Source organism: Ectopseudomonas alcaliphila, assembly GCF_900101755.1.
GTDB classification, from domain to species: domain Bacteria; phylum Pseudomonadota; class Gammaproteobacteria; order Pseudomonadales; family Pseudomonadaceae; genus Aquipseudomonas; species Aquipseudomonas alcaliphila.
The window spans coordinates 111,997-137,627 of sequence record NZ_FNAE01000001.1 but is presented as its reverse complement, the minus strand read 5'-3'; the positions used below and the strand labels follow the sequence as shown (position 1 = coordinate 137,627).

23 protein-coding genes and 1 tRNA gene are annotated in these 25,631 nt (G+C 55.5%); 20 read left to right on the top strand and 4 right to left on the bottom strand.

What is annotated here, in order from left to right; genetic code table 11:
• Nucleotides 1-223: 223 nt before the first annotated feature.
• The 17 genes from BLR77_RS00650 to BLR77_RS00570 all read left to right on the top strand — a co-directional run bounded on the left by BLR77_RS00650 (nucleotide 224) and on the right by BLR77_RS00570 (nucleotide 16,016).
• The gene (locus tag BLR77_RS00650; protein WP_139202842.1) at nucleotides 224-691 is read left to right on the top strand and encodes a formyl transferase; all 468 of its coding nucleotides are present in this window, start codon (nucleotides 224-226) and stop codon (nucleotides 689-691) included.
• Nucleotides 692-693: 2 nt separating this feature from the next.
• Nucleotides 694-1,740: a pseudaminic acid synthase gene (gene pseI, locus BLR77_RS00645; RefSeq protein WP_074674975.1), complete on the top strand. Its 1,047-nt coding sequence runs from the start codon at nucleotides 694-696 to the stop codon at nucleotides 1,738-1,740.
• Nucleotides 1,733-2,404, top strand: a complete 672-nt coding sequence (locus tag BLR77_RS00640; protein WP_074674974.1) for a PIG-L deacetylase family protein — start codon at nucleotides 1,733-1,735, stop codon at nucleotides 2,402-2,404. Before pseI ends, BLR77_RS00640 begins: the two co-directional genes overlap by 8 nt.
• A gap of 14 nt (nucleotides 2,405-2,418) precedes the next feature.
• Entirely contained in the window at nucleotides 2,419-3,234 is an 816-nt protein-coding gene (locus tag BLR77_RS00635) for a 6-hydroxymethylpterin diphosphokinase MptE-like protein (protein WP_074674973.1), read from the top strand.
• Nucleotides 3,228-4,385 carry a hypothetical protein gene (locus tag BLR77_RS24925; RefSeq protein WP_139202841.1) on the top strand — a complete coding sequence of 386 codons (1,158 nt, stop codon included), beginning with the start codon at nucleotides 3,228-3,230 and terminating at the stop codon, nucleotides 4,383-4,385. The genes BLR77_RS00635 and BLR77_RS24925 overlap by 7 nt, the downstream gene beginning before the upstream one ends.
• Nucleotides 4,386-4,390: 5 nt before the next feature.
• On the top strand, nucleotides 4,391-5,032 hold the full coding sequence (locus BLR77_RS25775) for a CatB-related O-acetyltransferase (RefSeq protein WP_074674971.1): 642 nt from the start codon (nucleotides 4,391-4,393) through the stop codon (nucleotides 5,030-5,032).
• On the top strand, nucleotides 5,029-6,174 hold the full coding sequence (locus tag BLR77_RS00620; protein ID WP_074674970.1) for an N-acetyl sugar amidotransferase: 1,146 nt from the start codon (nucleotides 5,029-5,031) through the stop codon (nucleotides 6,172-6,174). Before BLR77_RS25775 ends, BLR77_RS00620 begins: the two co-directional genes overlap by 4 nt.
• Nucleotides 6,171-6,785, top strand: coding sequence for an imidazole glycerol phosphate synthase subunit HisH (gene hisH, locus BLR77_RS00615; protein ID WP_074674969.1), 615 nt, complete (start codon nucleotides 6,171-6,173; stop codon nucleotides 6,783-6,785). The genes BLR77_RS00620 and hisH overlap by 4 nt, the downstream gene beginning before the upstream one ends.
• A gap of 1 nt (nucleotide 6,786) precedes the next feature.
• Nucleotides 6,787-7,572 (top strand): AglZ/HisF2 family acetamidino modification protein, encoded by a 786-nt coding sequence (locus tag BLR77_RS00610; RefSeq protein ID WP_074674968.1) that lies wholly within the window; start codon nucleotides 6,787-6,789, stop codon nucleotides 7,570-7,572.
• A 31-nt stretch (nucleotides 7,573-7,603) separates the two neighbouring features.
• Nucleotides 7,604-8,638, top strand: a complete 1,035-nt coding sequence (locus BLR77_RS00605) for a polysaccharide biosynthesis protein (RefSeq protein ID WP_074674967.1) — start codon at nucleotides 7,604-7,606, stop codon at nucleotides 8,636-8,638.
• Nucleotides 8,639-8,640: 2 nt separating this feature from the next.
• On the top strand, nucleotides 8,641-9,744 hold the full coding sequence (wbjC, locus tag BLR77_RS00600) for a UDP-2-acetamido-2,6-beta-L-arabino-hexul-4-ose reductase (protein WP_074674966.1): 1,104 nt from the start codon (nucleotides 8,641-8,643) through the stop codon (nucleotides 9,742-9,744).
• The gene (gene wecB / locus BLR77_RS00595; protein ID WP_074674965.1) at nucleotides 9,741-10,871 is read left to right on the top strand and encodes a non-hydrolyzing UDP-N-acetylglucosamine 2-epimerase; all 1,131 of its coding nucleotides are present in this window, start codon (nucleotides 9,741-9,743) and stop codon (nucleotides 10,869-10,871) included. The genes wbjC and wecB overlap by 4 nt, the downstream gene beginning before the upstream one ends.
• Nucleotides 10,871-12,043: a glycosyltransferase gene (locus BLR77_RS00590; protein ID WP_074674964.1), complete on the top strand. Its 1,173-nt coding sequence runs from the start codon at nucleotides 10,871-10,873 to the stop codon at nucleotides 12,041-12,043. Before wecB ends, BLR77_RS00590 begins: the two co-directional genes overlap by 1 nt.
• Nucleotides 12,033-12,983 carry a UDP-glucose 4-epimerase family protein gene (locus BLR77_RS00585; protein ID WP_074674963.1) on the top strand — a complete coding sequence of 317 codons (951 nt, stop codon included), beginning with the start codon at nucleotides 12,033-12,035 and terminating at the stop codon, nucleotides 12,981-12,983. Before BLR77_RS00590 ends, BLR77_RS00585 begins: the two co-directional genes overlap by 11 nt.
• Nucleotides 12,967-13,524: a sugar transferase gene (locus BLR77_RS00580; RefSeq protein ID WP_074674962.1), complete on the top strand. Its 558-nt coding sequence runs from the start codon at nucleotides 12,967-12,969 to the stop codon at nucleotides 13,522-13,524. The genes BLR77_RS00585 and BLR77_RS00580 overlap by 17 nt, the downstream gene beginning before the upstream one ends.
• A gap of 76 nt (nucleotides 13,525-13,600) precedes the next feature.
• Complete coding sequence (locus tag BLR77_RS00575) at nucleotides 13,601-15,598, top strand: polysaccharide biosynthesis protein (protein ID WP_074674961.1); 1,998 nt, start codon at nucleotides 13,601-13,603, stop codon at nucleotides 15,596-15,598.
• A gap of 94 nt (nucleotides 15,599-15,692) precedes the next feature.
• Nucleotides 15,693-16,016 carry a ComEA family DNA-binding protein gene (locus BLR77_RS00570; RefSeq protein ID WP_074674960.1) on the top strand — a complete coding sequence of 108 codons (324 nt, stop codon included), beginning with the start codon at nucleotides 15,693-15,695 and terminating at the stop codon, nucleotides 16,014-16,016.
• A gap of 355 nt (nucleotides 16,017-16,371) precedes the next feature.
• Here BLR77_RS00570 and BLR77_RS00565 read toward each other — a convergent pair.
• Together BLR77_RS00565 and BLR77_RS00560 are read right to left on the bottom strand one after the other, a co-directional pair.
• Nucleotides 16,372-16,447: transfer RNA gene (locus BLR77_RS00565), tRNA-Asn, on the bottom strand.
• Nucleotides 16,448-16,657: 210 nt separating this feature from the next.
• Nucleotides 16,658-17,854, bottom strand: a complete 1,197-nt coding sequence (locus tag BLR77_RS00560; protein WP_074674959.1) for an amino acid aminotransferase — start codon at nucleotides 17,852-17,854, stop codon at nucleotides 16,658-16,660.
• Between the two features lie 245 nt (nucleotides 17,855-18,099).
• Here BLR77_RS00560 and uvrB point away from each other — a divergent pair, with 245 nt between their 5' ends.
• The gene (gene uvrB, locus BLR77_RS00555; RefSeq protein ID WP_074674958.1) at nucleotides 18,100-20,115 is read left to right on the top strand and encodes an excinuclease ABC subunit UvrB; all 2,016 of its coding nucleotides are present in this window, start codon (nucleotides 18,100-18,102) and stop codon (nucleotides 20,113-20,115) included.
• 237 nt (nucleotides 20,116-20,352) lie between these two features.
• On the opposite strand, the gene BLR77_RS00550 is transcribed toward uvrB, so the two are convergent.
• Both BLR77_RS00550 and BLR77_RS00545 read right to left on the bottom strand, forming a co-directional pair.
• Nucleotides 20,353-21,906: an MDR family MFS transporter gene (locus tag BLR77_RS00550; protein ID WP_074674957.1), complete on the bottom strand. Its 1,554-nt coding sequence runs from the start codon at nucleotides 21,904-21,906 to the stop codon at nucleotides 20,353-20,355.
• Complete coding sequence (locus BLR77_RS00545) at nucleotides 21,896-22,945, bottom strand: HlyD family secretion protein (RefSeq protein ID WP_074674956.1); 1,050 nt, start codon at nucleotides 22,943-22,945, stop codon at nucleotides 21,896-21,898. The genes BLR77_RS00550 and BLR77_RS00545 overlap by 11 nt, the downstream gene beginning before the upstream one ends.
• Nucleotides 22,946-23,052: 107 nt before the next feature.
• Between BLR77_RS00545 and BLR77_RS00540 the strand changes: the two genes are divergently transcribed.
• Nucleotides 23,053-23,973: a LysR family transcriptional regulator gene (locus BLR77_RS00540; protein ID WP_074674955.1), complete on the top strand. Its 921-nt coding sequence runs from the start codon at nucleotides 23,053-23,055 to the stop codon at nucleotides 23,971-23,973.
• A 33-nt stretch (nucleotides 23,974-24,006) separates the two neighbouring features.
• Nucleotides 24,007-25,488 (top strand): glutamate--tRNA ligase, encoded by a 1,482-nt coding sequence (gltX, locus tag BLR77_RS00535; protein ID WP_074674954.1) that lies wholly within the window; start codon nucleotides 24,007-24,009, stop codon nucleotides 25,486-25,488.
• Nucleotides 25,489-25,631: the final 143 nt, after the last annotated feature.

The window sequence follows — 25,631 nt, the reverse complement described above, 5'->3', positions numbered from 1 at the left end:
AATAGGGAAGGCTACTTATATATTTGCCAGTTGCAAAGTATGGCATATACCTTATTTCGACGCCTTGGCCCAAGAGGAGAATGCCGAGTGGATTTGGGTATCGCAGCCATCGGAATTGGTAAGCAGTCTCGAGCTGAGAAATCCACGCTACATATTTTTTCTACATTGGAATTGGCTTGTTCCCAAGTCTATCTGGGAGCGTCACGAATGCGTTTGCTTTCATATGACCGATGTACCCTATGGTAGGGGCGGGAGCCCTCTTCAGAACCTGATCGCTGCCGGTCATAGGCAGACTAAGTTGACAGCCCTACAAATGGTCGAGGAAATGGATGCGGGCCCGGTATATACGAAAAAAGATCTGGATCTTTCGGGTACTGCGCAGGAGATTTATGTTCGAGCGGGCGCTTTGAGCACTGAGATCATCCGTTGGATGGTTTCTGTCGATCCTGAGCCTGTTCCGCAGTGCGGAGAGCCTGTCACATTTCGGCGCCGAATTCCGGAGCAAAGCAGATTGCCTGAGTCTGGAGATGTGGCCCATCTATACGATTTCATTAGAATGTTGGATGCAGATGGTTATCCACATGCCTTCCTCGACTATGGGGACTTTAGGGTGGAGTTCAGAAAGGCTCAGCAGGGGGACATGGAATTGAGTGCTCAAGTTAAGATATACAAGCGAAAGAACGAGGCTTGAAAATGATTGCAGAAATCAATGGGCGAAAAATTGGTAAAGGTCATCCACCTTATATTATCGCTGAATTATCAGCCAATCATAATGGTTCGCTGGAGCGAGCATTCGAGACGATCAAGGCTGCTCATGAAAGCGGTGCTCATGCAGTAAAGATTCAGACTTATACTGCTGATACTATGACCATTGATTGTGATTTGGAAGACTTTCAAATTCACGGTGGCTTATGGGATGGTTATAAGCTCTATGATTTATATAAGTGGGCTGAAACCCCTTTCGAGTGGCACAAGGCAATTTTCGAGTACGCTGCTAGTCTTGGTGTTACTATTTTCTCCACGCCTTTCGATGAGTCAGCAGTTGATCTACTCGAGTCTCTGAATACGCCTGCTTACAAGATTGCCTCCTTTGAAGCCACTGATCTACCTTTGATCCGCTATGTGGCCAGTAAAGGGAAACCGATGATTATGTCAACTGGCATGTGTTCGGAAGAGGAAATCAGCGAAGCGGTTTCAGCTGCATACGAAGCAGGTTGTAAGAACTTGATTTTGCTGCATTGCATAAGCAGTTATCCTGCGCCGATGGATCAGGCGAATCTTTTACAAATGCCTTGTCTAAGTGAGCGTTTTGGCACCATACCGGGGCTGTCTGATCACACCTTGGGAACTACCGCCTCGGTAGCTGCGGTTACTCTTGGGGCATGTCTGATTGAAAAGCATTTTACGCTGAGTCGTAATGACAAGGGGCCGGATAGCGAGTTTTCCATTGAGCCCGATGAACTTAAGCGCTTATGTAAGGATACGTTTGACGCTTGGTCTGCGCTTGGAAAAGCTGGCTTTGAGCGTCAAAAGGCCGAGGAAGGCAATAAACATTTTCGCCGTTCGGTATATTTTGTAAATGATATGAAGACTGGTGAGATAATTACCCCATTACACATTAGGCGTATTCGTCCTGGGTTCGGTTTGCCACCGAAATATTACGACCAATTGTTAGGCAAGCGTGTGAATCAAAATGTAGTGCGTGGCACGGCTACCAGTTGGGAGCTCATTTGTGACTAAAACTGTCCTAGTTGTCGCGGCGCATTCCGATGATGAAGCTCTTGGCTGCGGCGGCACTATTGCCCGGTATGTGGCTGAGGGAGATTCAGTGCATGCAGTATTTATTGCCGATGGTGTTAGCTCTAGATTGGGAGCAGGTAGTGAGGAGCTAAATCTGCGAAAGCAAGCTGCAGAGTCAGCGCGTCAGATTTTAGGAATATCGAAGACCTATTTTCTTGGGCTTCCTGATAATCGTTTGGACAGCCTTCCTTTGATTGATGTTATCCAGCCGCTGGAACAAATTATTTCTGAGGTAAGGCCGCAGGTTATTTATACTCACCATTATGGCGACCTTAATGTCGACCATCGTATTGCTCATCAGGCTGTTATGACTGCCTGCCGGCCTACGCCAGGATCAAGCGTTAAGGAGATTTACAGTTTTCAAATTTTATCTAGCACTGAGTGGAACACTCCAGGTGTTGCAACATTTGTACCTAATTGTGCTGTTGATATTACCAATTATCTTTCCATTAAGGAGGCCGCGTTACAGGCTTATGCTCTTGAAATGCGACCTTTTCCACACTCTAGAAGCATTGAGAATGTCATGGCGTTAGCTCGCTATACCGGTGCGATAAATGGCTTGATGGCAGCTGAAGCTTTTATTCAAATTAGAGCTGTTAGGTAGCGGAGGAGTTTTGGGTGAGCAAGTTTGATGTTAAGGATCGGCTCGATAATGTACTCTATCGCGCTTATAACTTACTTTCTGATGTTCTCTTTAATCTGAGTGCGGATTTGAAAAAAATTGTCTCGGGAAATTCTATTTTCGAGAATATACACGAAGGCGAGCGATGCTTCATTCTTGGTACGGGGCCTTCGCTAAATGGACTAGAAGAAGCCGAGTTGTCGGTGGTGAATGAGAATGTTGTATTCGGAGTGAATTCTTTATATAAGTCAAGGGTCGGCAAGTTGGTCGCGCCTCGTTATTATACCTTGGTTGATAATTTGTATTGGGGAAGTTGGTCAGGGGCATTTGCCGATGTTTTAGAGGTTTATAAGAGTTCACCTCCAGTTTTTATTACGGATCCGCGTGCTAGGCATATTTTGGCAGCTACGACAGATGCTCAAGCAGCCTTGTACGTTCATGCAAAAAAATATCCTGTTGCTCGTGTGGATAGTGATTTGTCGCGCAATGTCTTTGCAACTATGAATGTGGTTAGTAATAGTATTCTTGCTGCCATTTATTTGGGCTTTAAGGAAATTTATCTACTTGGATGTGATTACAATGCTTTTTGTACGCAAGGCCATGGGCATTGTTATGATGATGGTCATGAGGTTTCGCAGTATGAATACAGCTTGGCATTTTATTTGAAGTACTATCATCTCACTACAGAGTTTCACTATTTGATTGCAAGACTCGCCATGGAGAAGGGGGTTAAAGTTGTGAACTTGACACCGGGAAGTCTTTTGGATGCGTATCCTCGAAAAAGTTTTCAGGATTGCGTTCAGTCGTGGTGAGTGATTTGGGGAGTATTGAATTAAGTCGTCGCGATGCTGTGCGTGATAACGTCTATATTGCTTCTCTGTTTGTGGGAGGGGTGATTTTTTTGTTTGCGCTGCAGCAGCCGTACTCTCTTTTCATGGGGTTTGCTTTCAGTGTGCTCTATTTCTTTTTTTTGGGGGGGGCTAAAACTTTCAGTCTGGTTTCGTTGCTGCTCTTATCGTTATCTGTTGTCATTGTTTCGCTACCCTCTGTTTTTCTTCATCATGGATTGAGTCCGCTATTTTATGTGTGTTCCACGTTATTTGTCGCTGGGGCAGCATTTAGTTTTTCTAGGCTTTCAATTGCAAGATCCTTGAAGTCATTGCATATAGTCTTTTGGTTCTTTTGGGGTGTTACTCTTTGTTTGTGGGGTGTGCATCGAAACTCTGCTGAGCCTCTGGGTGAGATTATTTCAGGCTCTAGCACAAATGGTATACCTTCTTATTTTATTGTTCTTCAAGTCGCAGTATCGTTGGCATTTCTTTTGTGTCATTCGCGTCTACCTATTTTGACACCCATTGCTACGCTTGTTGTTGCTTTTTTGGGGCTTGGGCGTGGGTCTATAGTTGTTGCGCTCGCGCTATTGATGGCCAGCTTGGCTTTTAATTTTTTGTTTTTTTATGGACGATCTATCCTGGTTAGAGGTGCGCTCTGTTCTTTGCTTTCCCTGGTGTCGGTGATTTCTTTGATTGTTGGGTTTTATGTATTAGGTGATTTTTTATCTGCCTATATAGAGCGTTCAAAATTTTCATCTGGGTTGATGGATCCCTATCGTGCTCTTATCTTGAGCGAATATTTGGATAGGCTAGATTTTCTGGGTGTTCTATTTGGTGGCAGCTACGAGGGTACTGTCATTGATTTGAAGTATGATGGCAATCCTCATGTAGCTTTCATTCGCACGCATGCTTTTTACGGCCTACCTGGATTGCTGTTGGTGTTGTTCAGTCCTTTTATATTGTTTTTTGCCCGTCGACCTTTGCGCTTTAGGGTGGTCGGCTTTTCTTTTTTGTGTTTGTTGCTTGTCAGGGCGCTAACTGAACCAATTCTTTTTCCTACGTTGCTGGACTTTTTCTATCTATATATCTTTTTTATTTTTTTTAAAGTTCACGCGGTTGCGAAAAGGTAAGGCGTATGTTTACTTTTGTTAAATACTTTGTGGCAAAGTTTCTAAAAAAGGCACGCTTGGCCGCTGTGAAGAACTCCTTCGTACATCCCTCGTCGAAACTTGAGTCTGGTACATTCTTTTTCGAGTCCAGTATGGATCGTCATAGCTTTTGTGGATATGACTGTGAAGTTCATCATGCTCGCATAGGTGCGTTTACCTCGATCGCAAACGGTGTGGTTATTGGTGGTGCGCGCCACCCCATGGAATGGGTAAGTATGTCGCCAGTGTTCTATGCAGGACGAGATAGCATAAGAACGAAGTTTGCTGAGCATATATTGCCGGGTCCCAAGGGCGTTGTGATAGGTAGCGATGTGTGGATCGGGCGTTCTGCTACTATTTTAGATGGTGTTGTAATTGGACATGGAGCGGTTGTGGGGGCTGGCGCTGTGGTGGTAAAGGACGTACCTCCCTATTCTATTGTTGCAGGCAACCCAGCTCACCTTATTCGTTTGCGATTCGAAGAGCCTATAATTGAAGCATTACTGGCTTCTGAGTGGTGGTGTTTTTCAGACGAGCGCCTGAGCGAGCTGGGTAGCATTTTCAATGATGTGGATACGTTTATTGGAGCGTTAGCACCGCGGTCGCCCAATGAAAAGGAGGTTGTGTGAAACAGTCGGTTTCCTATCGCATTTGCACGCGATGCATTATGGATACTTCAGATCCAAAGATTAGCTTCAGTGATGTTGGTCATTGCGAGTATTGTGAGAATTTCGATACAAGTATCAAGCCAAATTGGCATTCTGACTCCCGCGGTGAGGCGGAGCTTGCAGCACTCGCTGCTAAAATCAAGAAGCAAGGTGAGGGTAAGGATTTCGATTGCATCATTGGCTTGAGCGGCGGCCTTGACAGTTCTTACGCGGCTTATATCGCGAAGGAAAAGATGGGGCTGCGCCCTTTGCTTTTCCACGTGGATGCGGGCTGGAATACCGATCAGGCGGTGGGCAATATCGAGAAGCTGGTGGATGGCCTCGGTCTTGATCTTTACACCGAGGTGATCAACTGGGAAGAAATGAAGGATCTGCAAGTGGCCTTTTTACGCTCGCAGATTGCAGACCAGGACTTGCCCCAGGATGCTGCCTTTTTCTCCGGCCTGTACAAGTTCGCGCGCAAGCATGGCATCAAGTACGTGCTCACTGGCGGCAACTATTCCACGGAGTGCTGCCGCGAGCCTGAAGAGTGGGGCGGCTACCCGGGCATCGACAAGACCTTGTTCGCGGACATCCACAAACGCTTTGGCAAGCGGCCGCTGAAGACCTTCCCCTTGGTCGACATCATGACCTACAAGATCCTCTACCAGCGTGTGTTGGGGATGGAGATCGTCAAGCCGCTCAACCTGGTGCCTTACGTCAAGAAGGACGCCGAGGCGGAGCTTGAACAGCGTTTCGGTTGGCAGAAGTTCCAGCACAAGCATCACGAGTCTCGTTTCACGCGCTTCTACGAAGATTATTGGATGCCGCGCAAATTCGGCTACGAGAAGCGCCGTGCGCATTTCTCCAGCCTGATCATGACGGGGCAGATGACTCGCGACGAGGCGCTGGCACGTATCGCCAAGCCCGAGATGGACGAGCAGTTCCTGAAAACAGAATTTGAGTTCGTGGCCAACAAGCTGGGGCTGTCGGTCGCTGAGCTGCAGACGATTTTCGAAGGCGAAAACAAGACGTATCGGGATTACAAGAACAAGCGCTTTCTCATTGGCATCGGTTCGCGTGTAATGAGCGCCCTTGGATTGGAGAGAAGACTTTTCAGATGATCACCATCATCGATTATGGCCTGGGTAACATTCAGGCCTTCGTGAACGTCTACAAGCGTCTGCATATACCAGTCGCGGTCGCCACGAGCGCTGATCAACTGGCTGATGCCAGCAAACTGATCCTGCCGGGCGTGGGTGCATTCGACCATGCCATGCAGCGCCTGAATGCATCGGGAATGCGGCAAGCGCTCGATGACATGGTTCAAGATCAAGGTGTTCCCGTGCTCGGCATCTGCGTTGGTATGCAAATGCTCGCCGACTCCAGTGATGAAGGCGTGCTGCCGGGCCTGGGTTGGATTCCGGGCCGAGTGCGCAATTTCCATTCCGTAGCTGAAGCCAGCGAATTGGCGCTGCCACATATGGGCTGGAACGATGTGTTGCCTGCCGCCGACAGCCCGTTGTTTCAGGGGCAACAGGAGAGCTGGCTGTTCTACTTCCTTCACTCGTATTTTTTCGAGTGTACTGAATCTGCGCATATCGCAGCCACCGCGACCTATGGCGTCAGCTTCAGTTGTTCAGTGGCTTCGAAGAATGTTTATGGGGTGCAGTTCCATCCCGAGAAGAGCCACCACTACGGTGTCGCCTTGCTGAAGAACTTCGCGGAATTGTGAAATGCTGAGACCACGCATCATCCCCTGCTTGTTGATCCAGGATAGCGGTCTGGTGAAGACCGTGCGGTTCAAGGATCCCAAATACGTCGGTGATCCGATCAATGCCGTTAAAATCTTTAATGAGAAGGAAGCGGACGAGCTGATCGTCATCGACATTGATGCCAGTGCCCATGAGCGTGAGCCTGACTATCAGAAGATTGCCCATCTTGCCTCTGAGTGCAGAATGCCGCTTTGTTACGGCGGGGGGGTACGTACTGCCGAGCAAGCTAAACGCATCATCGCCCTGGGCGTCGAGAAGGTCGCGATCAGCTCCGCTGCGCTCGCCAACCCCGGCCTTATCAGCGAAATCGCCGCTGAGATCGGCCGGCAAAGCGTTGTCGTGGTGTTGGATCATAAGCAGCGGTTGTTGGGTAAGAACCAGGACGTCTGGACGCATAACGGAACGCGCAATACCAAGCGCAGCGTCATCGATGTGGCGCTGGAAATGGAAAAGCTCGGGGCGGGCGAGATCGTTATCAATTCCATCGATAACGACGGCAAGATGAAAGGCTACGACCTGGCCCTTGCTTCTCAATTGCGTGAGGCGCTTACGGTGCCACTCACCGTGCTTGGCGGAGGAGGCAGCCTCGACGATATGCACAAGGTGGTCGCAGCCTGTGGTGTGGTAGGTGTGGCAGCGGGTAGTTTTTTCGTGTTCAAAGGCCCTTATCGTGCGGTACTGATTAGCTACCCCACCGCACAGCAGAAACTTGACTCTATTTATTCAGCCCTGCAAGGTCGACGCTAGGTTGCCTTGCATTCAGATTTCAGGATTGCATATGTTCAACGGAAAGAAATTGCTCATCTCCGGTGGCACTGGTTCCTTCGGTAATGCCGTACTCAAGCGCTTTCTCGATACCGATATCGCTGAAATTCGTATTTTTAGCCGGGATGAGAAGAAGCAGGATGATATGCGTAAGCATTACGCCAGCCCCAAGCTGAAGTTCTACATCGGCGACGTGCGCGACTACCAGAGCATCCTGAATGCGACCCGTGGTGTCGATTACATTTTTCACGCGGCAGCCCTCAAGCAGGTGCCATCTTGCGAATTCCACCCCATGGAAGCGGTCAAGACTAACGTGCTGGGCACCGAGAATCTGCTTGAAGCTGCTATCCAGAATGGCGTCAAGCGAGTTGTCTGCCTGAGCACCGACAAAGCCGTTTACCCGATCAATGCCATGGGTATTTCCAAGGCGATGATGGAAAAGGTCATGGTGGCCAAGTCACGTAACCTTGATGATACCGGTACAGTCATCTGTGGCACCCGCTATGGCAACGTCATGGCTTCCCGCGGTTCGGTGATTCCGCTGTTCATCGATCAGATTCGTGCGGGTAAGCCGCTTTCGATCACCGATCCGAACATGACCCGTTTTATGATGACCCTGGCTGATGCGGTCGACTTGGTGCTGTATGCATTCGAGCATGGCCGTAACGGCGATCTGTTCGTGCAGAAGGCGCCTGCTGCAACTGTCGAAGTGCTTGCGCAAGCGCTGACCTCCTTACTGGGCAAGCCCGACCATCCCATCCAGGTGATAGGTACTCGTCATGGCGAGAAACTCTATGAGGCGTTGCTGAGTCGTGAGGAGATGGCCTGCGCCGAGGATCATGGCCAGTACTATCGCGTGCCGCCGGATCTGCGCGACCTGAACTACAGCAAGTTCGTGGAGCAGGGCGAAGAGCGCATATCCCATATGCAGGATTACAACTCGCACAACACTGAACGTTTGGATGTGCAGTGCATGCAGGAGCTGTTGCTCAAGCTGAACTTCATGCGTGCTATTCAGCGTGGCGAAGATGCTGCGCCAGAGGAGTAAAAATGAGGGTTCTGATCACTGGTGCCAACGGTTTCGTGGGCAAGAACCTCATTGCCCATCTCAAAGAGCGTCAGGATGTCGAGATTCTCACATTCGGTCGCTCCGACGATTTAGAGGCGCTTGTTGAGCGTGTTGCCCAGGCAGATTTCATCTTCCATCTGGCAGGTGTGAACCGCCCCCAGGATCCAGCAGAATTCGGTCAGGGCAATACCGAGCTGACCGTTGAGTTGTGCAAGGCTATCGAAGCCAGTGGCAGGCAGATTTCGGTTGTGTATACCTCGTCTAGCCAGGCTTTGCTGGACAATCCCTATGGTGCCAGCAAGCGTGGCGCCGAGGAGGCACTGCAGGCTTTCTCGATACAGCACGGCAGCACGGTGCGTGTTCTGCGGTTGCCGAACGTATTCGGCAAATGGGCCAGGCCTAACTACAACTCGGCGGTAGCCACCTTCTGCCACAATATCGCCCGGGATTTACCCATCCAGATCAACGACCCGGCCGCTGTCATCAGCCTGGTGTATATCGATGATGTGATTGCCCATTTCCTCGCCTTGATGGAGGGAGAGGACGTCGGTGTTGAAGTGCAGCCGCAATATCAGGTCAGTGTAGGCGAGATTGCCGATCGTTTGCATGGCTTCAAGGAAAGCCGCAGCACTCTGGTCACGGATCGGGTGGGTGACGGTTTCGTGCGCGCACTGTACTCGACGTATTTAAGCTATCTGCCGCCAGAGCGATTCAGCTATGAAGTACCGAAATATGGTGATCCCCGTGGTGTGTTCGTTGAGATGCTGAAAACGCCCGACTGTGGCCAGTTCTCCTTCTTCACCGCGCACCCTGGTATCACCCGTGGCGGTCATTATCACCACACCAAAACCGAGAAATTTCTGGTCATCAAAGGGCGTGCCCGCTTTGGTTTTCGTCATATGACCTCTGGTGAGTTTTATGAGGTGGTCACCGAGGGCGATAAACCGCAGATCGTCGAAACTGTACCCGGCTGGACACATGACATCACCAATATCGGTGATGACGAGATGATCGTGATGTTATGGGCCAACGAGATCTTCGACCGTGTACGCCCTGATACCTATGCCTGCCAGGTGAAACCATGAAAAAACTGAAAGTTGCCACGGTCGTTGGCACCCGCCCGGAAATCATCCGCCTGGCGCGAGTGATGGCCAAGCTGGACGAGCATTGTGATCATGTACTGATCCATACCGGGCAAAATTATGATTACGAGCTCAACGAGATCTTTTTTGATGATCTGGGCATTCGTCGTCCGGATCATTTTCTCAATGCCGCAGGTGCTACGGGGGCAGAGACCATCGGTAACGTGATCATCGCAGTCGACAAGGTGTTGGCTGAAGTCCAGCCTGATGCCTTGCTGGTACTGGGCGATACGAATAGTTGCATGGCGGTGATTCCAGCCAAGCGACGCAAGATCCCTACCTTTCATATGGAAGCAGGCAACCGCTGTTTCGACATGCGAGTCCCGGAAGAGATCAACCGGCGAATCGTTGATCACACGGCGGATATCAACCTGACTTACAGCACCATTGCCCGCGACTACCTGCTGCGTGAAGGCCTATCGCCGGATATGGTTATCAAGACCGGCAGCCCGATGTTTGAAGTGTTGACTCATTACCGTGCAGGTATTGACGCGTCCGATGTCCTTCAGCGTCTTGAGTTGGAGGAGGGCAAGTTCTTCGTAGTCAGTGCGCACCGTGAAGAGAACATCGACTCGGAGAAGAACTTTCGCAAGTTGGTCGAGACTTTGAATCAAGTTGCTGCACACTACGACCTGCCGGTAATCGTTTCCACCCACCCGCGAACCCAAAAGCGTGTGGATGTGCTGGGCGTGACCTTTCACCCCAACGTAAGACTGCTCAAGCCGCTGGGCTTCAAGGACTACAATAAGTTGCAGGCGTGCGCCAAAGCGGTATTGTCCGATAGCGGTACGATCTCCGAAGAGTCCTCGATTCTGAACTTCCCAGCCCTGAATATCCGTGAGGCCCATGAGCGGCCTGAGGGGATGGAAGAAGCTGCCGTGATGATGGTCGGCCTTGAAGTGGAACGCGTGATGCAGGCGCTCCAGGTGCTCGAGTCGCAAGATCGTGGTGAACTGCGTAGCCTGAGGTTGGTGGCCGACTACAGCATGCCCAATGTGTCGGACAAGGTAGTTCGGATCGTTCACAGCTATCGCGACTACGTCATGCGTACGGTCTGGAAGAGGTACTGATGCCAGGCGAAAAATTAGTAATCGTTAACCGTAGTTTTTGGCCTGTATATCCGGTGGTTGGTGAAGCTCTTCTGCGCTTTGCGGAGCAGGCTGCCGCCAATAACGTTTCGGTTTCGGTAATCCTGCAAGATCATGCAGATATTCGTTCCAGACTGGCAGAAGAAAATCGCGGCAAAGGTGTTCGCTTTTTTCCGGTAAAAGCATGGACAAGCTCGTCCAGCTCGGTGCTGGCAAGAATTGCTGATGCGATTTTTTTTATGTTATGGGTGTTGTGTACGTTGCTGAGGCTACGGCCGAATAAAGTCTATGTTTCAACCGACCCTCCGGTGGTTGTGCCTTTTATTGTTATGGTTTATTGCAAGATTTTTAGGGCAGATTATATTTACCATCTTCAGGATATTCATCCGGAAGCTGCTGATGTCGTCGTCCCCGTTCAGCGGTGGATATTTAAATTGCTCCGGTGGGCTGATGTGCTGGTTATGAAAAATGCCACTCAGCTCATTACTATAACTGAGCAGATGGCTGAATATATTCGTGTGCGATCATCCACCCGGGCCCCCATTCATGTGCTCGAAAATCCTGCCGTTTCATTTGATTCTATTGAATTAAAAAAAACCAAATTACCTGGTTTTTCTTTCTGCGGTAACGCTGGAAGGCTGCAGCGGATACCGCTTCTAATTGACGCTATAGAAAAGTATTTGTCGAGTGGCGGATCTTTGAAGTTCGCTTTTGCTGGAGGTGGAGTTTACAGCGGCCAGCTAAGGGCTCTTTCTGAAAGATATGTGAATGTCGACTATCATGGCTTGGTGAGTGCCAGAGATGCAGCTCAAATTAATGTTGATTATGAGTGGGCAATCTTGCCTATCGCAGATGAGGTGACGCAATTTGCCTTTCCCAGTAAGTCATCTTCATATGTTTTTTCGGGGGCGAAAATTCTTGCGATCAGTGGCAGGGAGACCAGTGTTTCTCGTTGGGTTTTAGATAATAATCTAGGCGTTGCCGTGCCTCCCGATATCGATGCGGTCGTTTCTGCGTTTCAGGAAGTTGAACGATCTAATTATGCCTCTTTAAATATTGATATGGAAAGAGTGCGGCTTAAAAAAACACTGCACTTTGACTCTTTCATTTTTAGGCTTGGCTCTATTGTTTTGGGGTGTGGTTATGGGGCTTGAGTCACGGGTTGTATTGACTGGTGCGAATGGTTTTGTGGGGCGTCATTTGGCCGATACTTTAATGTTTCGAGGATTTGATTTCCTGGCTCTTTCTCGGGTCAGTTGCACTGCAGATTACCCCATTCTCACGATTGAGTCGTTGGGCAATGTAGATGCCATGAAAGCTGCTTTGAGTGGCTATTCAGTGGTTATCCACACTGCCGCTCGCGCCCACGTGATGCAAGACTCGGTTAGCGACCCTATTGCCGAGTATCGTCGCGTCAACACTCAAATTACTTTGGACTTGGCCAAGGCTGCTGTCGCGGCAGGCGTGCGACGTTTTATTTTCATTAGCTCTATAAAGGTACATGGCGAGGCGACTGCCTTGGGTTCACCTTACCGAGCTTCTGACACCCTGATGCCTGATGATCCGTATGGTATGTCAAAGCTGGAGGCTGAGCAGGGTCTCATGAAGTTGGCGGGGGAGACCGGGTTGGAAGTTGTCATCATCCGTCCTCCCTTGGTTTATGGCCCTGGCGTCAAGGGTAACTTCGCCAGTCTGATCAAGCTTATGAGCAAAGGATTACCCCTGCCTTTGGGAGCTATTGACAACAAACGCTCCTTGGTTGGTATAGACAATCTGGTTGACCTGATTATCCGTTGCATTGACCATCCTGCCGCTGCCAACCAGGTGTTTCTGGCTGGCGACGGTGAGGACCTATCAACGACCGAGCTGCTGCGTGGTGTGGCCGAGGCGATTGGGCGACCTGCGCATTTGATTCCCGTACCTGCTGCTTTGCTCAGTCTGGGTGCAACCCTACTGGGTAAGCGTGCCGTTGCTCAGCGTTTGCTGGGGTCACTGCAAGTGGATATAAGCAAGGCACGAGAATTATTGGGCTGGGAACCTCCCGTGTCTGTCAAAGAAGGATTAAGAAGGTGCGTTCGTGATTCGTCTGTTTGATGTTCTGTTTGCCTCGCTGGGGTTGGTGTTCGGTTTCCCTGTCCTGCTCCTGATCTATGTGCTGGGCCTTTTCGATACAGGTTCACCGCTGTTCCGCCAGGAGAGGGTAGGTCGTCACCAGAAACCTTTCATTCTTGTCAAATTTCGTACCATGACGGTTGATACGGCCTCTGTTGCCAGTCACCTGGCATCCAGTGCGTCCATCACGCGACTCGGCGCCTTTTTGCGTAAGTCCAAGCTCGACGAGTTGCCGCAGCTCTGGAACGTGCTTAAGGGGGAAATGAGTCTGGTAGGGCCGCGTCCTGGACTGTTCAATCAACAGGAGTTAACGGCAGCGCGGGCCAGTTGTGGTGTATTCGAGGTGCGACCGGGCATAACGGGGCTGGCTCAGGTAAGTAATATCGACATGTCCACGCCGCAGTTGCTGGCGGAAACTGACCAGCGCATGATCCGTGAGCTAACGTTGGTGCATTATTTCAAATACATTTTGATGACTGTCTTGGGCAAGGGGGCCGGAGATCGAGTGCGCTCGTCGTTGTGAGTGTGCTCTAACTGCTTTGCAATGGCGCCTGTTGCTGTGTGGAGCTTCAAAGGAAGTGAAGGCTTGAGAGATTATTATGTTTAAGGCTGCTGATCGCTTGCGTGGGCGTTTGATTGGGTTGTCTCGACGCTCGAAGCGACTGCTGCAGGTCGCTGCGGATATCATTATTATCTGGGTCGCCTTATGGCTTGCCTTTGTGGTCCGCTTGGGAGATCTCGAAGGTGCTCAGCCGTTCGGTGATCATGCTTGGCTGTTCGCTTGTGCGCCGGCGTTGGCCATCCCGGTTTTTATCCGTATGGGCATGTATCGTGCGGTGATGCGTTACTTCGGCAATGATGCTCTCAAGAGCATTTTCAAAGCCGTTTCTCTTTCTGCTCTATTGTTAGCGCTGATGGTGTACTGGTATCGGGATCCTGACGTGCTGATACCTCGTTCCATGGTTTTCAACTACTGGTGGCTCAGCTTGATGCTGGTTGGTGGGTTGCGCCTGACCATGCGACAGTACTTTATGGGGGATTGGTTGGATCCACTGGGGCGTCGGGCTGAAGTTGGACATGGTGTTTCGCGGGTTGCGGTATACGGTGCAGGGACCGCAGGTAACCAGTTAGTTGCAGCATTGCGCTTGAGCAAAGCAATGCGGGTGATCGCTTTTGTGGACGATGATCCTGGCGTTGCTAACCGTGTTATAGCTGGTGTGAAAGTCTATAGACCCAAGCATATTAAGCAGATGATCGATGAGACGGGGGCTGACGAGATTCTTCTTGCGATGCCGTCTATTTCTCGAGCGCGACGGCGCGAGATCCTCGATGCGCTAGAGCCCTATGCATTGCATGTTCGCAGCGTGCCTGGCTTCACTGACCTGGCCAGCGGGCGAGTGAAGGTCGAGGACATTCAGGAGGTCGACATAGCCGATCTTCTCGGGCGTGATGCGGTGCCGCCTCGGCAGGATTTGTTCGAACGCTGTATCAAGAATCAGGTGGTTCTGATAACCGGCGCTGGCGGCTCCATCGGTTCGGAGCTATGCAGGCAGATTCTCGCCAGCGGCGCGCGAACCTTGCTGCTTTTCGAGCATAGCGAATTCAACCTCTACAGCATCCATGCTGAATTGCAGCAGCGAATCGAGCGGGAGTCGTTGCCGATCAAGCTGGTGCCGATTCTTGGGTCTATCCGTAATTTCGAGCGTTTGTTCGACATTCTGCAGACCTGGCGCGTCAACACTGTCTATCACGCTGCTGCATACAAGCATGTGCCGATGGTCGAGCATAACGTTGCCGAGGGCGTGCTCAATAACCTGGTCGGTACGCTCAATGCAGCGCAGGCCTCGATCAAGGCGGGTGTCGCCAACTTCGTGCTGATCTCAACCGACAAGGCTGTGCGGCCTACCAATGTGATGGGCAGCACCAAGCGCTTGGCAGAGATGGTGCTGCAGGCGCTGAGTCGTGAGTCTGCGCCCGTGTTGTTCGGTGATGATTCAGGCGTTCATCGCGTCAATAAGACCCGTTTCACCATGGTGCGTTTCGGTAATGTGCTGGGCTCTTCCGGCTCGGTGATTCCGTTGTTCAGGGAGCAGATCAAGCAGGGTGGGCCGGTGACGGTGACGCATCCGAACATCACTCGCTATTTCATGACGATCCCCGAGGCGGCGCAGCTCGTCATTCAGGCCGGTTCGTTGGGGCAGGGCGGTGATGTGTTCGTGCTGGATATGGGCGAGCCAGTGAAGATCGCCGATCTTGCAGAGAAGATGATTCGTCTGTCCGGCCTGAGTGTGTGCGATGAGCTTCATCCTCATGGCGATATCTCCATCGAGTTCACCGGGTTGCGTCCGGGTGAGAAACTCTACGAGGAGTTGCTGATCGGCGAGGATGTGAAGCCGACCGAGCATCCGATGATCATGCGCGCGGAAGAGGACATGTTGCCCTGGGACGAGCTCAAGGCTCGTTTGCAGGAATTACTGGCTGCGGTCAGTGAGGATGATTACGCTCGCGTGCGAGTGCTGCTGCGCGAAACAGTACATGGTTATGTGCCGGAAGGTGAGATCGTGGACTGGATTCATCTTAGAAACCGGGAGCGCTGAATCAGGGATTTGACAGCTGGAAGATAGCGTCTAGGTTGATTCTTGTGGGGTTGCAAACCTCACTTGGATCTACTTACGACAAGGAATGCACATCATGCAAAAACTCCGTCTATCTTCGCTTCTGTTCGCTGTTCTCGCTTCCTTCTCTCTGGCTGCCGCCGCAGCTGAAGCCCCAAAAACCGAAAGCGCCAAACCGGCTGCCGCTCAGGTAGCGCAGGTTGCCGCGGTCAATCTGAATACCGCCGATGCTGCAACCCTGCAGCGTGAGCTGGCGGGGATTGGTGCGACCAAGGCGCAGGCGATTGTGGCTTACCGTGAGGAGCACGGTAATTTCGCCTCGGTCGACGAGTTGTTGGAGGTGAAAGGTATTGGCGAGGCGACGCTGGAGAAGAACCGCGACAAGTTGAGTGTTAACTGACGCCTGGCGGCGTTGCTGTCTGGGCCGGTCTTTTGACCGGCCTTTTTCGTTTTTGTAGGAGCCCCGCCTCGGGGCGAAGCTTTTCGCCGCGGGGCGCGGCTCCTACCGGTGGGGTGGGCTCCTTTAGGGAGGCGAATAACCTGGGACATGGTCCCTGGTGAGAGTCTTCAGGCAATAAAAAAACCAGCACTAGGCTGGGTTCTTGAGTCTGGCTCCGCGACCTGGACTCGACAGCGCAGCTGAACGCGCTTCAGCGCGGCCCCGAAGGGGTGAGCGAAGCGAATAACCTGGATATGGTCCCTGGTTAGGGTCCGCAGGCAATAAAAAACCCAGCACTAGGCTGGGTTCTTGAATTTGGCTCCGCGACCTGGACTCGAACCAGGGACCCAATGATTAACAGTCATTTGCTCTACCGACTGAGCTATCGCGGAACAACGGCGCGTATGTTACTGATTAAAAAAGAGAAGTCAACATTTAGTGATGACTTATGTACGGCGGTGAGATGACGTGTGCGTGGGAGGGGCGTTAGCCGCGACAGTAGTGGCAGATCGCGGCTGAAGCCGCTCCTACAGTTGCATTGTTGTGTGGCGCATAAAAAACGCCGGCTTCGAGCCGGCGTTTTTGGGGGTTGCTACTGAAGCTTAGAGCACAGCGTGAATCGCTCGGGTAACGCTGTCCAGGTTGCCTTTGTTCAGTGCGGCGACGCAGATGCGGCCAGTGCCGACTGCGTAGATGCCGAACTCTTCCTTCAGGCGTTCCACTTGCTCCACGGTGAGGCCGGAGTAAGAGAACATGCCGCGTTGCTCGGCGACGAAGCCGAAGTCGCGTTTGGCGCCCAGGGCAGCCAGTTGCTCGACCATGGCCAGGCGCATGCTGCGAATACGGTCGCGCATTTCGCCCAGTTCGGCTTCCCACATGGCGCGCAGTTCGGGGCTGTTGAGCACGCTGGCGACCACGGTGGCGCCATGGGTCGGCGGGTTTGAGTAGTTGGTACGGATAACGCGCTTGAGCTGCGACAGCACGCGGGGCGACTCTTCACGGCTGCTGGTGACCAGCGACAGTGCGCCGACGCGCTCGCCGTACAGCGAGAACGACTTGGAGAAGGAGCTGGAGACGAAGAACTCCAGGCCCGACTCGGCGAACAGGCGCACGGCTTCGGCGTCCTGCTCGATGCCGTCACCGAAACCCTGGTAGGCGATGTCGAGGAAGGGCACGTGCTCGCGCTCGCGCAGCACGTCCAGCACGGCTTTCCAGTCTTCCAGTTGCAGGTCGACGCCAGTCGGGTTGTGGCAGCAGGCGTGCAGCACGACGATGGAGCGGGCCGGCAGGTTGCGCAGGTCTTCGAGCATCCCGCCACGGTTCACGCCGTTGCTGAACGGATCGTAGTAGCGGTAGTTGTGCACCGGGAAACCGGCGGATTCGAACAGGGCGCGGTGGTTTTCCCAGCTCGGGTCGCTGATGGCCACGGTGGCGTCCGGCAGCAGGCGCTTGAGGAAGTCGGCGCCGATCTTCAAGGCGCCGGTGCCGCCCAGGGCCTGGGTGGTGATCACGCGGCCGGCTTCGATCAGGGCTGCGCCCTTGCCGAACAGCAGTTCCTGCACGGCCTTGTCGTAAGCGGCAATGCCTTCGATCGGCAAGTAGCCACGCGGCGCATGGGCCTCGATACGTGCCTTTTCGGCTTCTGCGACGGCGCGCAGCAGCGGAATTCGCCCCTCCTCGTTGTAGTAGACGCCCACGCCAAGGTTGACCTTGGTGGTGCGGGTGTCCGCGTTGAATGCTTCGTTGAGGCCCAGGATGGGATCGCGCGGAGCCATTTCGACGGCAGAGAAGAGACTCATGATGGGTGTGGCAACTCGAGTGAGGGGTGGGTGGCCAGGCGTCCCCGACAAAAGCGCTAGGGGGCGCGTAAACGGGGCGTTAGTATAACGACCCTGAATCCAGGGGGCGACAGCGCAAAGCCCTGAATTAAGGCCTTTTGCCAGGTAATTCGACTCTACCTGGACCTATCGCCGAATCGCCCCGCAATTCATGGCTTTTGACGCAGTCCGAAAGGATGCGTCACAGCCATTTGTCGAGGTGCTGCATGTCCGAATTTCAGTTGGTGACTCGCTTCAAGCCGGCCGGCGATCAGCCCGAGGCGATCCGGCAGATGGTCGAGGGGCTGGAGGCCGGTCTTTCGCACCAGACCCTGCTGGGCGTGACCGGCTCGGGCAAGACCTTTTCCATCGCCAACGTGATTGCTCAGGTGCAGCGCCCGACCCTTGTGCTGGCGCCGAACAAGACCCTGGCCGCGCAGCTCTATGGCGAGTTCAAGGCGTTCTTCCCGAACAACTCGGTGGAGTATTTCGTCTCCTACTACGACTACTACCAGCCGGAAGCCTATGTGCCGTCGTCGGACACCTTCATCGAGAAGGATGCCTCGATCAACGATCACATCGAGCAGATGCGCCTGTCGGCGACCAAGGCGCTGATCGAGCGCAAGGACGTCATCGTGGTCTGCACCGTGTCCTCGATCTACGGCCTGGGCAGCCCCGAGGAGTACCTGAAAATGGTGCTGCACCTCGACCGTGGCGACAAGATGGATCAGCGCGCGCTGCTGCGCCGGCTGGCCGAGTTGCAGTACACGCGCAACGACATGGACTTCGCCCGTGCCACCTTCCGTGTGCGTGGCGATGTGATCGACGTCTTCCCGGCGGAATCGGATCTCGAAGCCATTCGCGTCGAGCTGTTCGATGACGAAGTGGAGAGCATCAGCGCCTTCGACCCGCTGACCGGCGAGGTGATCCAGAAGCTGCCACGCTTCACCTTCTACCCCAAGAGCCACTACGTCACGCCGCGCGAAACGCTGCTGGAGGCGGTGGAGCACATCAAGGTCGAACTGCAGCAGCGGCTGGAGTACCTGCGCGGGGCGAACAAACTGGTGGAGGCGCAGCGCCTGGAACAGCGCACGCGCTTCGACCTGGAGATGATCCTCGAGCTGGGCTATTGCAACGGCATCGAGAACTACTCGCGCTACCTGTCGGGTCGTCCATCCGGCGCGCCGCCACCCACTCTCTATGACTACCTGCCGGACGAAGCGCTGCTGGTGATCGACGAGTCCCACGTCTCGGTGCCGCAGGTCGGCGCCATGTACAAGGGCGACCGCTCGCGCAAGGAGACGCTGGTGGAATACGGCTTCCGCCTGCCTTCTGCACTGGATAACCGGCCGATGCGCTTCGAGGAGTGGGAGGCGGCCAGCCCGCAGACCATTTTCGTCTCCGCTACGCCTGGGCCTTACGAGGGCGAGCATGCCGGGCGCGTGGTGGAGCAGTTGGTGCGACCGACAGGTTTGGTCGACCCGCAGATCGAGGTGCGCCCGGCGCGCACTCAGGTCGATGATCTGCTCTCGGAGATCCGTTTGCGTGTGGCAGCGGGCGACCGCGTGTTGGTCACCACCCTGACCAAGCGCATGGCCGAGGACTTGACCGATTACCTGGGGGACCATGACGTCAAGGTGCGTTACCTGCACTCGGACATCGATACCGTCGAGCGGGTGGAGATCATTCGCGACCTGCGCCTGGGCGCCTTCGACGTACTGGTGGGCATCAACCTGCTGCGCGAGGGCCTGGACATGCCTGAGGTGTCGCTGGTGGCGATTCTCGATGCGGACAAGGAAGGCTTCCTGCGTAGTGAGCGTTCACTGATCCAGACCATCGGCCGCGCGGCACGTAACCTCAATGGTCGGGCGATTCTCTACGCCGATAACATGACCGGCTCGATGCAGCGCGCCATCGGCGAGACCGAGCGGCGCCGCGCCAAGCAGATCGCCTTCAACGAAGCCAACGGCATCGTGCCCAAGGGCGTACAGAAGGACGTCAAGGACATCCTCGAAGGCGCCGTCGTGCCAGGGGCGCGCAGCAGCAAGCGCAAGGGTATGGCCAAGGCGGCGGAGGAGAGTGCGCGTTACGAGAACGAACTGCGCTCGCCGAGTGAGATCACCAAGCGTATCCGTCAGCTGGAAGAGAAGATGTACGCCCTGGCGCGCGATCTGGAGTTCGAGGCCGCGGCGCAAATGCGCGACGAGATTCAGAAGTTGCGGGATCGGCTGTTGCAGGTGTAACGCCAGCGGCCGGAAACCGATTCCCGGATTGCATCCGGGCTACTCTGGGAGGCGCTTTCGACTCTGGCATCCTGCTTCGTTCTGCCTCCTGCATCTATGCAGTCGTAGCGGCGACGGTCGCGGCTGAAGCCCCTCCCACAGGTTTACCTGCCCGCGTCGAGTTGGGTGGAACACGCTTCACCGATCCACCGCTGCGGTGGATGTAAAGAGCGACATCCACCCTACGTGAAAGGCGCCTCAATGCGCCGCTCCACCACCTGCCATGTTCTGCGGCAGCTTTCGCGTCAGCAGGATCGCCAGCATGCTCACGCCCAGGGCAATGCCAATGAAATGAAATGCGTCGTTGTAGGCCATGATCACCGCCTGCTGGTGGGCGATTTCGCTGATTTTGGCCAGGGCCGCCTGCTCGCTGCCGAGTGTCTGCGTCAGCAACTGCAGGCGCTCATCGACTTGTGGATTGGTCGGCACGACGGATTCGCGCAGGTAGTCGAAATAGACCTTGGCGCGGGCGTCGAGCAGGGTGGCGAGCAGGGCGATGCCGATAGCGCCGCCGAGGTTGCGCAGGATGTTGAACAGGCTCGAGGCCGAGCCGGCATCCTGCGGCAGGATGTAGGCCGTTGCGATCAGCGAGACGGTGACCATCACCAAGGGCTGGCCCAGCGCGCGGATGATCTGGATATGCTGGAACTGCTCGCCCGCGAAGTCCGGATTGAGCACGCCGGAGAAGAAACTCGCGGCGCCGAACAGGGCGAAACCCAGGGCGCACAGCCATTTCGGCGAGATGACCTTCATCAGCTTGGGCACCAGCGGAATCAGAAACAGCTGCGGTACACCCATCCACATGATCACTTCGCCGATCTGCAGGGCGTTGTAGCCCTGGATCTGCGCCAGGTACAGCGGCAGTACATAGATCGAGCCGTAGAGGCCCACGCCAAGACCCAGGCTGGCAATGCTGGCCAGGCCGAAATTTCGTTCTCGCAAGACACCAAGGTTGATCAGCGGGTTGGGTCTGGACAGTTGGAGAATGACGAACAGCACCAGGCTGATCGCAGCGATGCTGCCCAAGCCCTGGATCAGGCTCGACTCCAGCCAGTCCTTGCGATGGCCTTCCTCGAGAAAGACCTGCAGGCAGCCCAGGCCCATGCCGAGGGTGACGATGCCAGCGTAGTCGGTGGTCTTCAGCAGCTCCCAGTGCGGCGCCTTCTTTTCCAGGCCATAGAGCAGGCCGGCGATCATGATCAGGCCGGGCGGCACGTTGATGTAGAAGATGTATTCCCAACCCCAGTTTTCCGTGAGCCAGCCGCCGAGGGTTGGGCCGATGGAGGGGGCGAAGGTCGCAGTGATGGCGAACAGGGCCATGCCCTTGGCGCGGCGGTGCTCCGGCAGCTTGATCAGCGTCATGCTGAACGCCAGCGGGATCAGCGCGCCGCCGGTGAAGCCCTGCAGGGCGCGGAACAGGATCATGCTCTCCAGGCTCCAGGCCAGGGAACAGAGCAGCGAGGCGATCAGGAAACCCACCGACACCCATACCGCCAGGCGCCGTGCCGAGAGCAACTGCACCAGCCAGGCGGTCAGCGGGATCATGATGATCTCGGCGACCAGGTAGGAGGTGGATATCCACGAGCCTTCTTCCAGCGTGGCGGACAGCGCTCCCTGGATGTCCTTGAGCGAGGAGTTGGTGATCTGGATGTCCAGCACTGCCATGAAGGCGCCGAGCATGGCGCTCATCACCGCGATCCAGTCGCGGCGGCTGGGTTCCGCCGTGGGGCGGGTCAGTGCATCAGCCGCCATGGCTTTCGTCGCTGCGCAGGTCGACCGTGACCTCTACCGACATGCCGGGGCGGATCAGGCCGTGCAGCGGGTTGTCGGCGGCGAAGGTCAGCTTCACCGGAATGCGCTGCACCACCTTGGTGAAGTTGCCGGTGGCGTTGTCCGGCGGCAACAGGCTGAACTGCGCGCCGGAGGCGGCAAACAGGCTGTCGATGTGGCCTTCGATGGGCGTATCGGGGTAACTGTCGAACAGCAGCTCGGCTTTCTGCCCGGGACGCATGCGGCCGATCTGGGTTTCCTTGAAGTTGGCCTGAATCCAGATGTCCTGATCCGGCACCAGCGACAGTAGATAGGCGCCGCTCTGCACCACCTGGCCTTCGCGCGCTGAGCGTTGGCCGACGAGGCCGCTGATCGGCGCATGGATGTGTGTGCGTGACAGGTTGAGGTCGGCCTGTTTCAGGTCGGCCTGGGCGGACAGGATCAGCGCGTCCAGGCGCTTGAGCTCGGCTTCCAGGCTGGCGACCTGCTGGCGCTGCGCCTGCAGATCTGCCAGGGCCTTGGCCACCTGCGAGCGGGCGACGCGGTTGTCGGCGGCCAGGGTGGTGACGCGTTCTTCGGAGACGTAACCCGGCTTGCGCAGGGTCTGGGCACGGCCGAGATCCAGCTTGGAGCGATCAAGGGTTGCCTGGCTGGCGGCGACGTCGGCCTGGCTGGCAGCAATCAGGCTGGCCTGCTGGTCGAGCTTGCTCTGCGCCTGGGCGCGCTCGGCCTGGTGGGTTTGCAGGGCGGCGAGGGCGCGCTGGCGAGCAAGGCGGAAGTCGGCGTCTTCCAGTACGGCCAGCAGTTGGCCGGCCTCCACGTGTTGGTTGTCACGCACCAGTACCTTTTCGATGCGTGCGTTCAATTGGCTGGAGACGCGGGTGATCTCGCCCTGCACGTACGCATTGTCCGTGCTCTCGTGGTAGCGACCGACCAGTAGCCACCGAGCGAGCAGGGCGCCGGCGATCAACGCCAGCAGGATCATGAAGATGAGGAGGCGACGTTGCAGTTTGGCGGGCATGCTTGAGGCTCGGGATGCGGCAGAGAAGTGTAAGTAAATTTAACAGCGTTCCCTTTGCGCTAGTAGACTCTAGGTTTGGCATGCTTTGTTGCGTATGAGGAACAATCATGGGGCTGGATGACGCTTTGATTTTTACCCGGGTGGTGGAATGCCACAGTTTCACTCAGGCGGCGACCAGCCTGGGGATGCAGAAGTCGACGGTGAGCCGGCGCATCGCGCTGCTCGAAGAGCGCTTGGGTGTACGTCTGCTCAATCGCACCACGCGCAAGTTGCGCCTGACCGAGGTGGGGCAGGCTTACTACGAGCGTTGCCGGCAGATCATGCTCGACTTCGCCGAGGCCGAGCAGGCGGTGATGCAACTGCAGCGTGAGCCATCGGGGCTGTTGCGCATCACGTCGCCCATCGAGTTCGGCCAGCTGTTTCTCGGGCGGGTGCTGGGCGAGTTCATGCGCCAGTACCCGCAGATCGACGCCGAGGTGGAACTGACCTCGCGCTTGGTGGACCCGCTGGAGGAGGGCGTGGACATCGCCATCCAGGTCGGTCAGCCGCAGGATTCCACGCTGATCGCGCGCAAGTTGTTCGAAAGCGGTCGGCGCCTGTGTGCGAGCCCTGCCTACCTGGCGGCGCACGGTACGCCGCGCAGCGTTGCCGAGCTGGAGGGGCATCGAGCGATCCTCCTGCAGCAGGATGCGCCGCGTTACTGGCCGCTGCTGGGCGAGCATCTGCCGTGCCAGCGGGTGATGACCTGCAACAACATCACCTTCGCCCGTGAGGCGACGCTGGCAGGTGCCGGGATTGCCGGCCTGCCGGTGATGATCAGCGAAGAGGCGGTGCGCAGTGGGCGCCTGGTCGAGCTGCTGCCGGAAGCGCGACTGCCGGTGGGGGAGGTCTATGCGATCTACCCGTCGCGGCGCTTCCAGGCGATGAAGGTCAAGACCTTCCTCGACTTCCTGATCATCAGCTTGCCGATTACCCGTGGCGGGCTGCTGGAGCCAGGGGCCGCCGGCCTGCTAACATCGCCCGCTTGATTCAAACCTCGTGTCTTCCTTCCGAGAGCATTCATGACCACCGTCCGTACCCGTATCGCGCCATCGCCAACCGGCGACCCCCATGTCGGCACCGCCTATATCGCGCTGTTCAACCTGTGCTTCGCTCGTCAGCACGGTGGTCAGTTCATCCTGCGCATCGAAGACACCGACCAGCTGCGCTCGACCCGCGAGTCCGAGCAGCAGATCTTCGATGCCCTGCGCTGGCTGGGTATCGAGTGGGACGAAGGCCCGGACGTCGGTGGCCCGCATGGCCCTTACCGGCAGAGCGAGCGCGGCGAGATCTACAAGAAGTATTCGGACGAGCTGGTCGGCAAAGGCCACGCCTTCCCGTGCTTCTGCTCCAGTGAGCGCCTTGATGAAGTGCGCGCGCAGCAGATGGCCAACAAGGAAACCCCGCGTTACGACGGTCACTGCATGCACATGGACCCAGCCGAAGCGCAGCGCCGCATCGCCGCAGGCGAATCGCACGTGGTGCGCATGAAGGTGCCGAGCGAGGGCGTGTGCGTGGTGCCGGACATGCTGCGTGGCAATGTCGAGATCCCGTGGGATCGCATGGACATGCAGGTGCTGATGAAGGCCGATGGCCTGCCCACCTACTTCCTGGCCAACGTGGTCGATGACCACCTGATGGGCATCACCCATGTGCTGCGTGGCGAAGAGTGGCTGCCGTCGGCGCCCAAGCTGATCAAACTGTACGAGTACTTTGGCTGGGAGCAGCCGGCGCTGTGCTACATGCCACTGCTGCGCAATCCGGACAAGAGCAAGCTGTCCAAGCGCAAGAACCCCACCAGCATCACCTTCTACGAGCGCATGGGCTACCTGCCGCAGGCCATGCTCAACTACCTGGGGCGCATGGGCTGGTCGATGCCGGACGAGCGCGAGAAGTTCTCGCTGGGTGAGATGATCGAGCACTTCGACATCAATCGCGTGTCGCTGGGCGGGCCGATCTTCGACCTGGAGAAGCTGTCCTGGCTCAACGGCCAGTGGCTGCGCGAGCTGCCGGTGGAAACCTTCGCCGCCGAAGTGCAGAAGTGGGCGCTCAATCCCGAGTACCTGATGAAGATCGCCCCGCACGTGCAGGGCAGGGTAGAGACCTTCAGCCAGATCGCGCCGTTGGCCGGCTTCTTCTTCTCCGGCGCACTGAATCTGGACGCCAAGCTGTTCGAGCACAAGAAACTCTCGGCCGATCAGGTGCGCCAGCTGATGCAACTGATCCTGTGGAAGCTCGAGTCGTTGCGCCAGTGGGAAAAGGAGCGCATCACCGGCTGCATCCAGGCGGTGGTCGAGCATCTGGAGCTGAAGCTGCGTGACGCCATGCCGCTGATGTTCGCTGCGATCACCGGTCAGGCCAGCTCGGTGTCGGTGCTCGACGCCATGGAAATCCTCGGCCCGGATCTGACCCGCTTCCGTCTGCGTCAGGCGCTGGAGCTGCTGGGCGGCACCTCGAAGAAAGAGACCAAGGAGTGGGAGAAGCTGCTGGCGAGCATCGCCTGACGTAGGGTGCGCCGCGCGCACCGGGGTATCCTCGGTTGCGGCGGTGCGCGCGGCGCACCCTACGGTTAGGTCGGCGTTTGATTGTCGTGTTGGCTCTAAGTAATTGTTCTAGTGGCAAAAACTTTTGGCTGGCAGGAAAAATG

Coding starts and splice junctions, on each gene's coding strand:
- BLR77_RS00540 (WP_074674955.1), top strand. CDS start 23,053: ATGGGGCTGGATGACGCTTTGATTTTTACCCGGGTGGTGGAATGCCAC.
- BLR77_RS00585 (WP_074674963.1), top strand. CDS start 12,033: ATGGGGCTTGAGTCACGGGTTGTATTGACTGGTGCGAATGGTTTTGTG.
- BLR77_RS00610 (WP_074674968.1), top strand. CDS start 6,787: ATGCTGAGACCACGCATCATCCCCTGCTTGTTGATCCAGGATAGCGGT.
- BLR77_RS00560 (WP_074674959.1), bottom strand. CDS start 17,854: ATGAGTCTCTTCTCTGCCGTCGAAATGGCTCCGCGCGATCCCATCCTG.
- uvrB (WP_074674958.1), top strand. CDS start 18,100: ATGTCCGAATTTCAGTTGGTGACTCGCTTCAAGCCGGCCGGCGATCAG.
- BLR77_RS00575 (WP_074674961.1), top strand. CDS start 13,601: ATGTTTAAGGCTGCTGATCGCTTGCGTGGGCGTTTGATTGGGTTGTCT.
- pseI (WP_074674975.1), top strand. CDS start 694: ATGATTGCAGAAATCAATGGGCGAAAAATTGGTAAAGGTCATCCACCT.
- BLR77_RS00570 (WP_074674960.1), top strand. CDS start 15,693: ATGCAAAAACTCCGTCTATCTTCGCTTCTGTTCGCTGTTCTCGCTTCC.
- BLR77_RS00605 (WP_074674967.1), top strand. CDS start 7,604: ATGTTCAACGGAAAGAAATTGCTCATCTCCGGTGGCACTGGTTCCTTC.
- BLR77_RS25775 (WP_074674971.1), top strand. CDS start 4,391: ATGTTTACTTTTGTTAAATACTTTGTGGCAAAGTTTCTAAAAAAGGCA.
- wbjC (WP_074674966.1), top strand. CDS start 8,641: ATGAGGGTTCTGATCACTGGTGCCAACGGTTTCGTGGGCAAGAACCTC.
- BLR77_RS00650 (WP_139202842.1), top strand. CDS start 224: ATGACCGATGTACCCTATGGTAGGGGCGGGAGCCCTCTTCAGAACCTG.
- BLR77_RS00550 (WP_074674957.1), bottom strand. CDS start 21,906: ATGGCGGCTGATGCACTGACCCGCCCCACGGCGGAACCCAGCCGCCGC.
- BLR77_RS00590 (WP_074674964.1), top strand. CDS start 10,871: ATGCCAGGCGAAAAATTAGTAATCGTTAACCGTAGTTTTTGGCCTGTA.
- gltX (WP_074674954.1), top strand. CDS start 24,007: ATGACCACCGTCCGTACCCGTATCGCGCCATCGCCAACCGGCGACCCC.
- BLR77_RS00545 (WP_074674956.1), bottom strand. CDS start 22,945: ATGCCCGCCAAACTGCAACGTCGCCTCCTCATCTTCATGATCCTGCTG.
- wecB (WP_074674965.1), top strand. CDS start 9,741: ATGAAAAAACTGAAAGTTGCCACGGTCGTTGGCACCCGCCCGGAAATC.
- hisH (WP_074674969.1), top strand. CDS start 6,171: ATGATCACCATCATCGATTATGGCCTGGGTAACATTCAGGCCTTCGTG.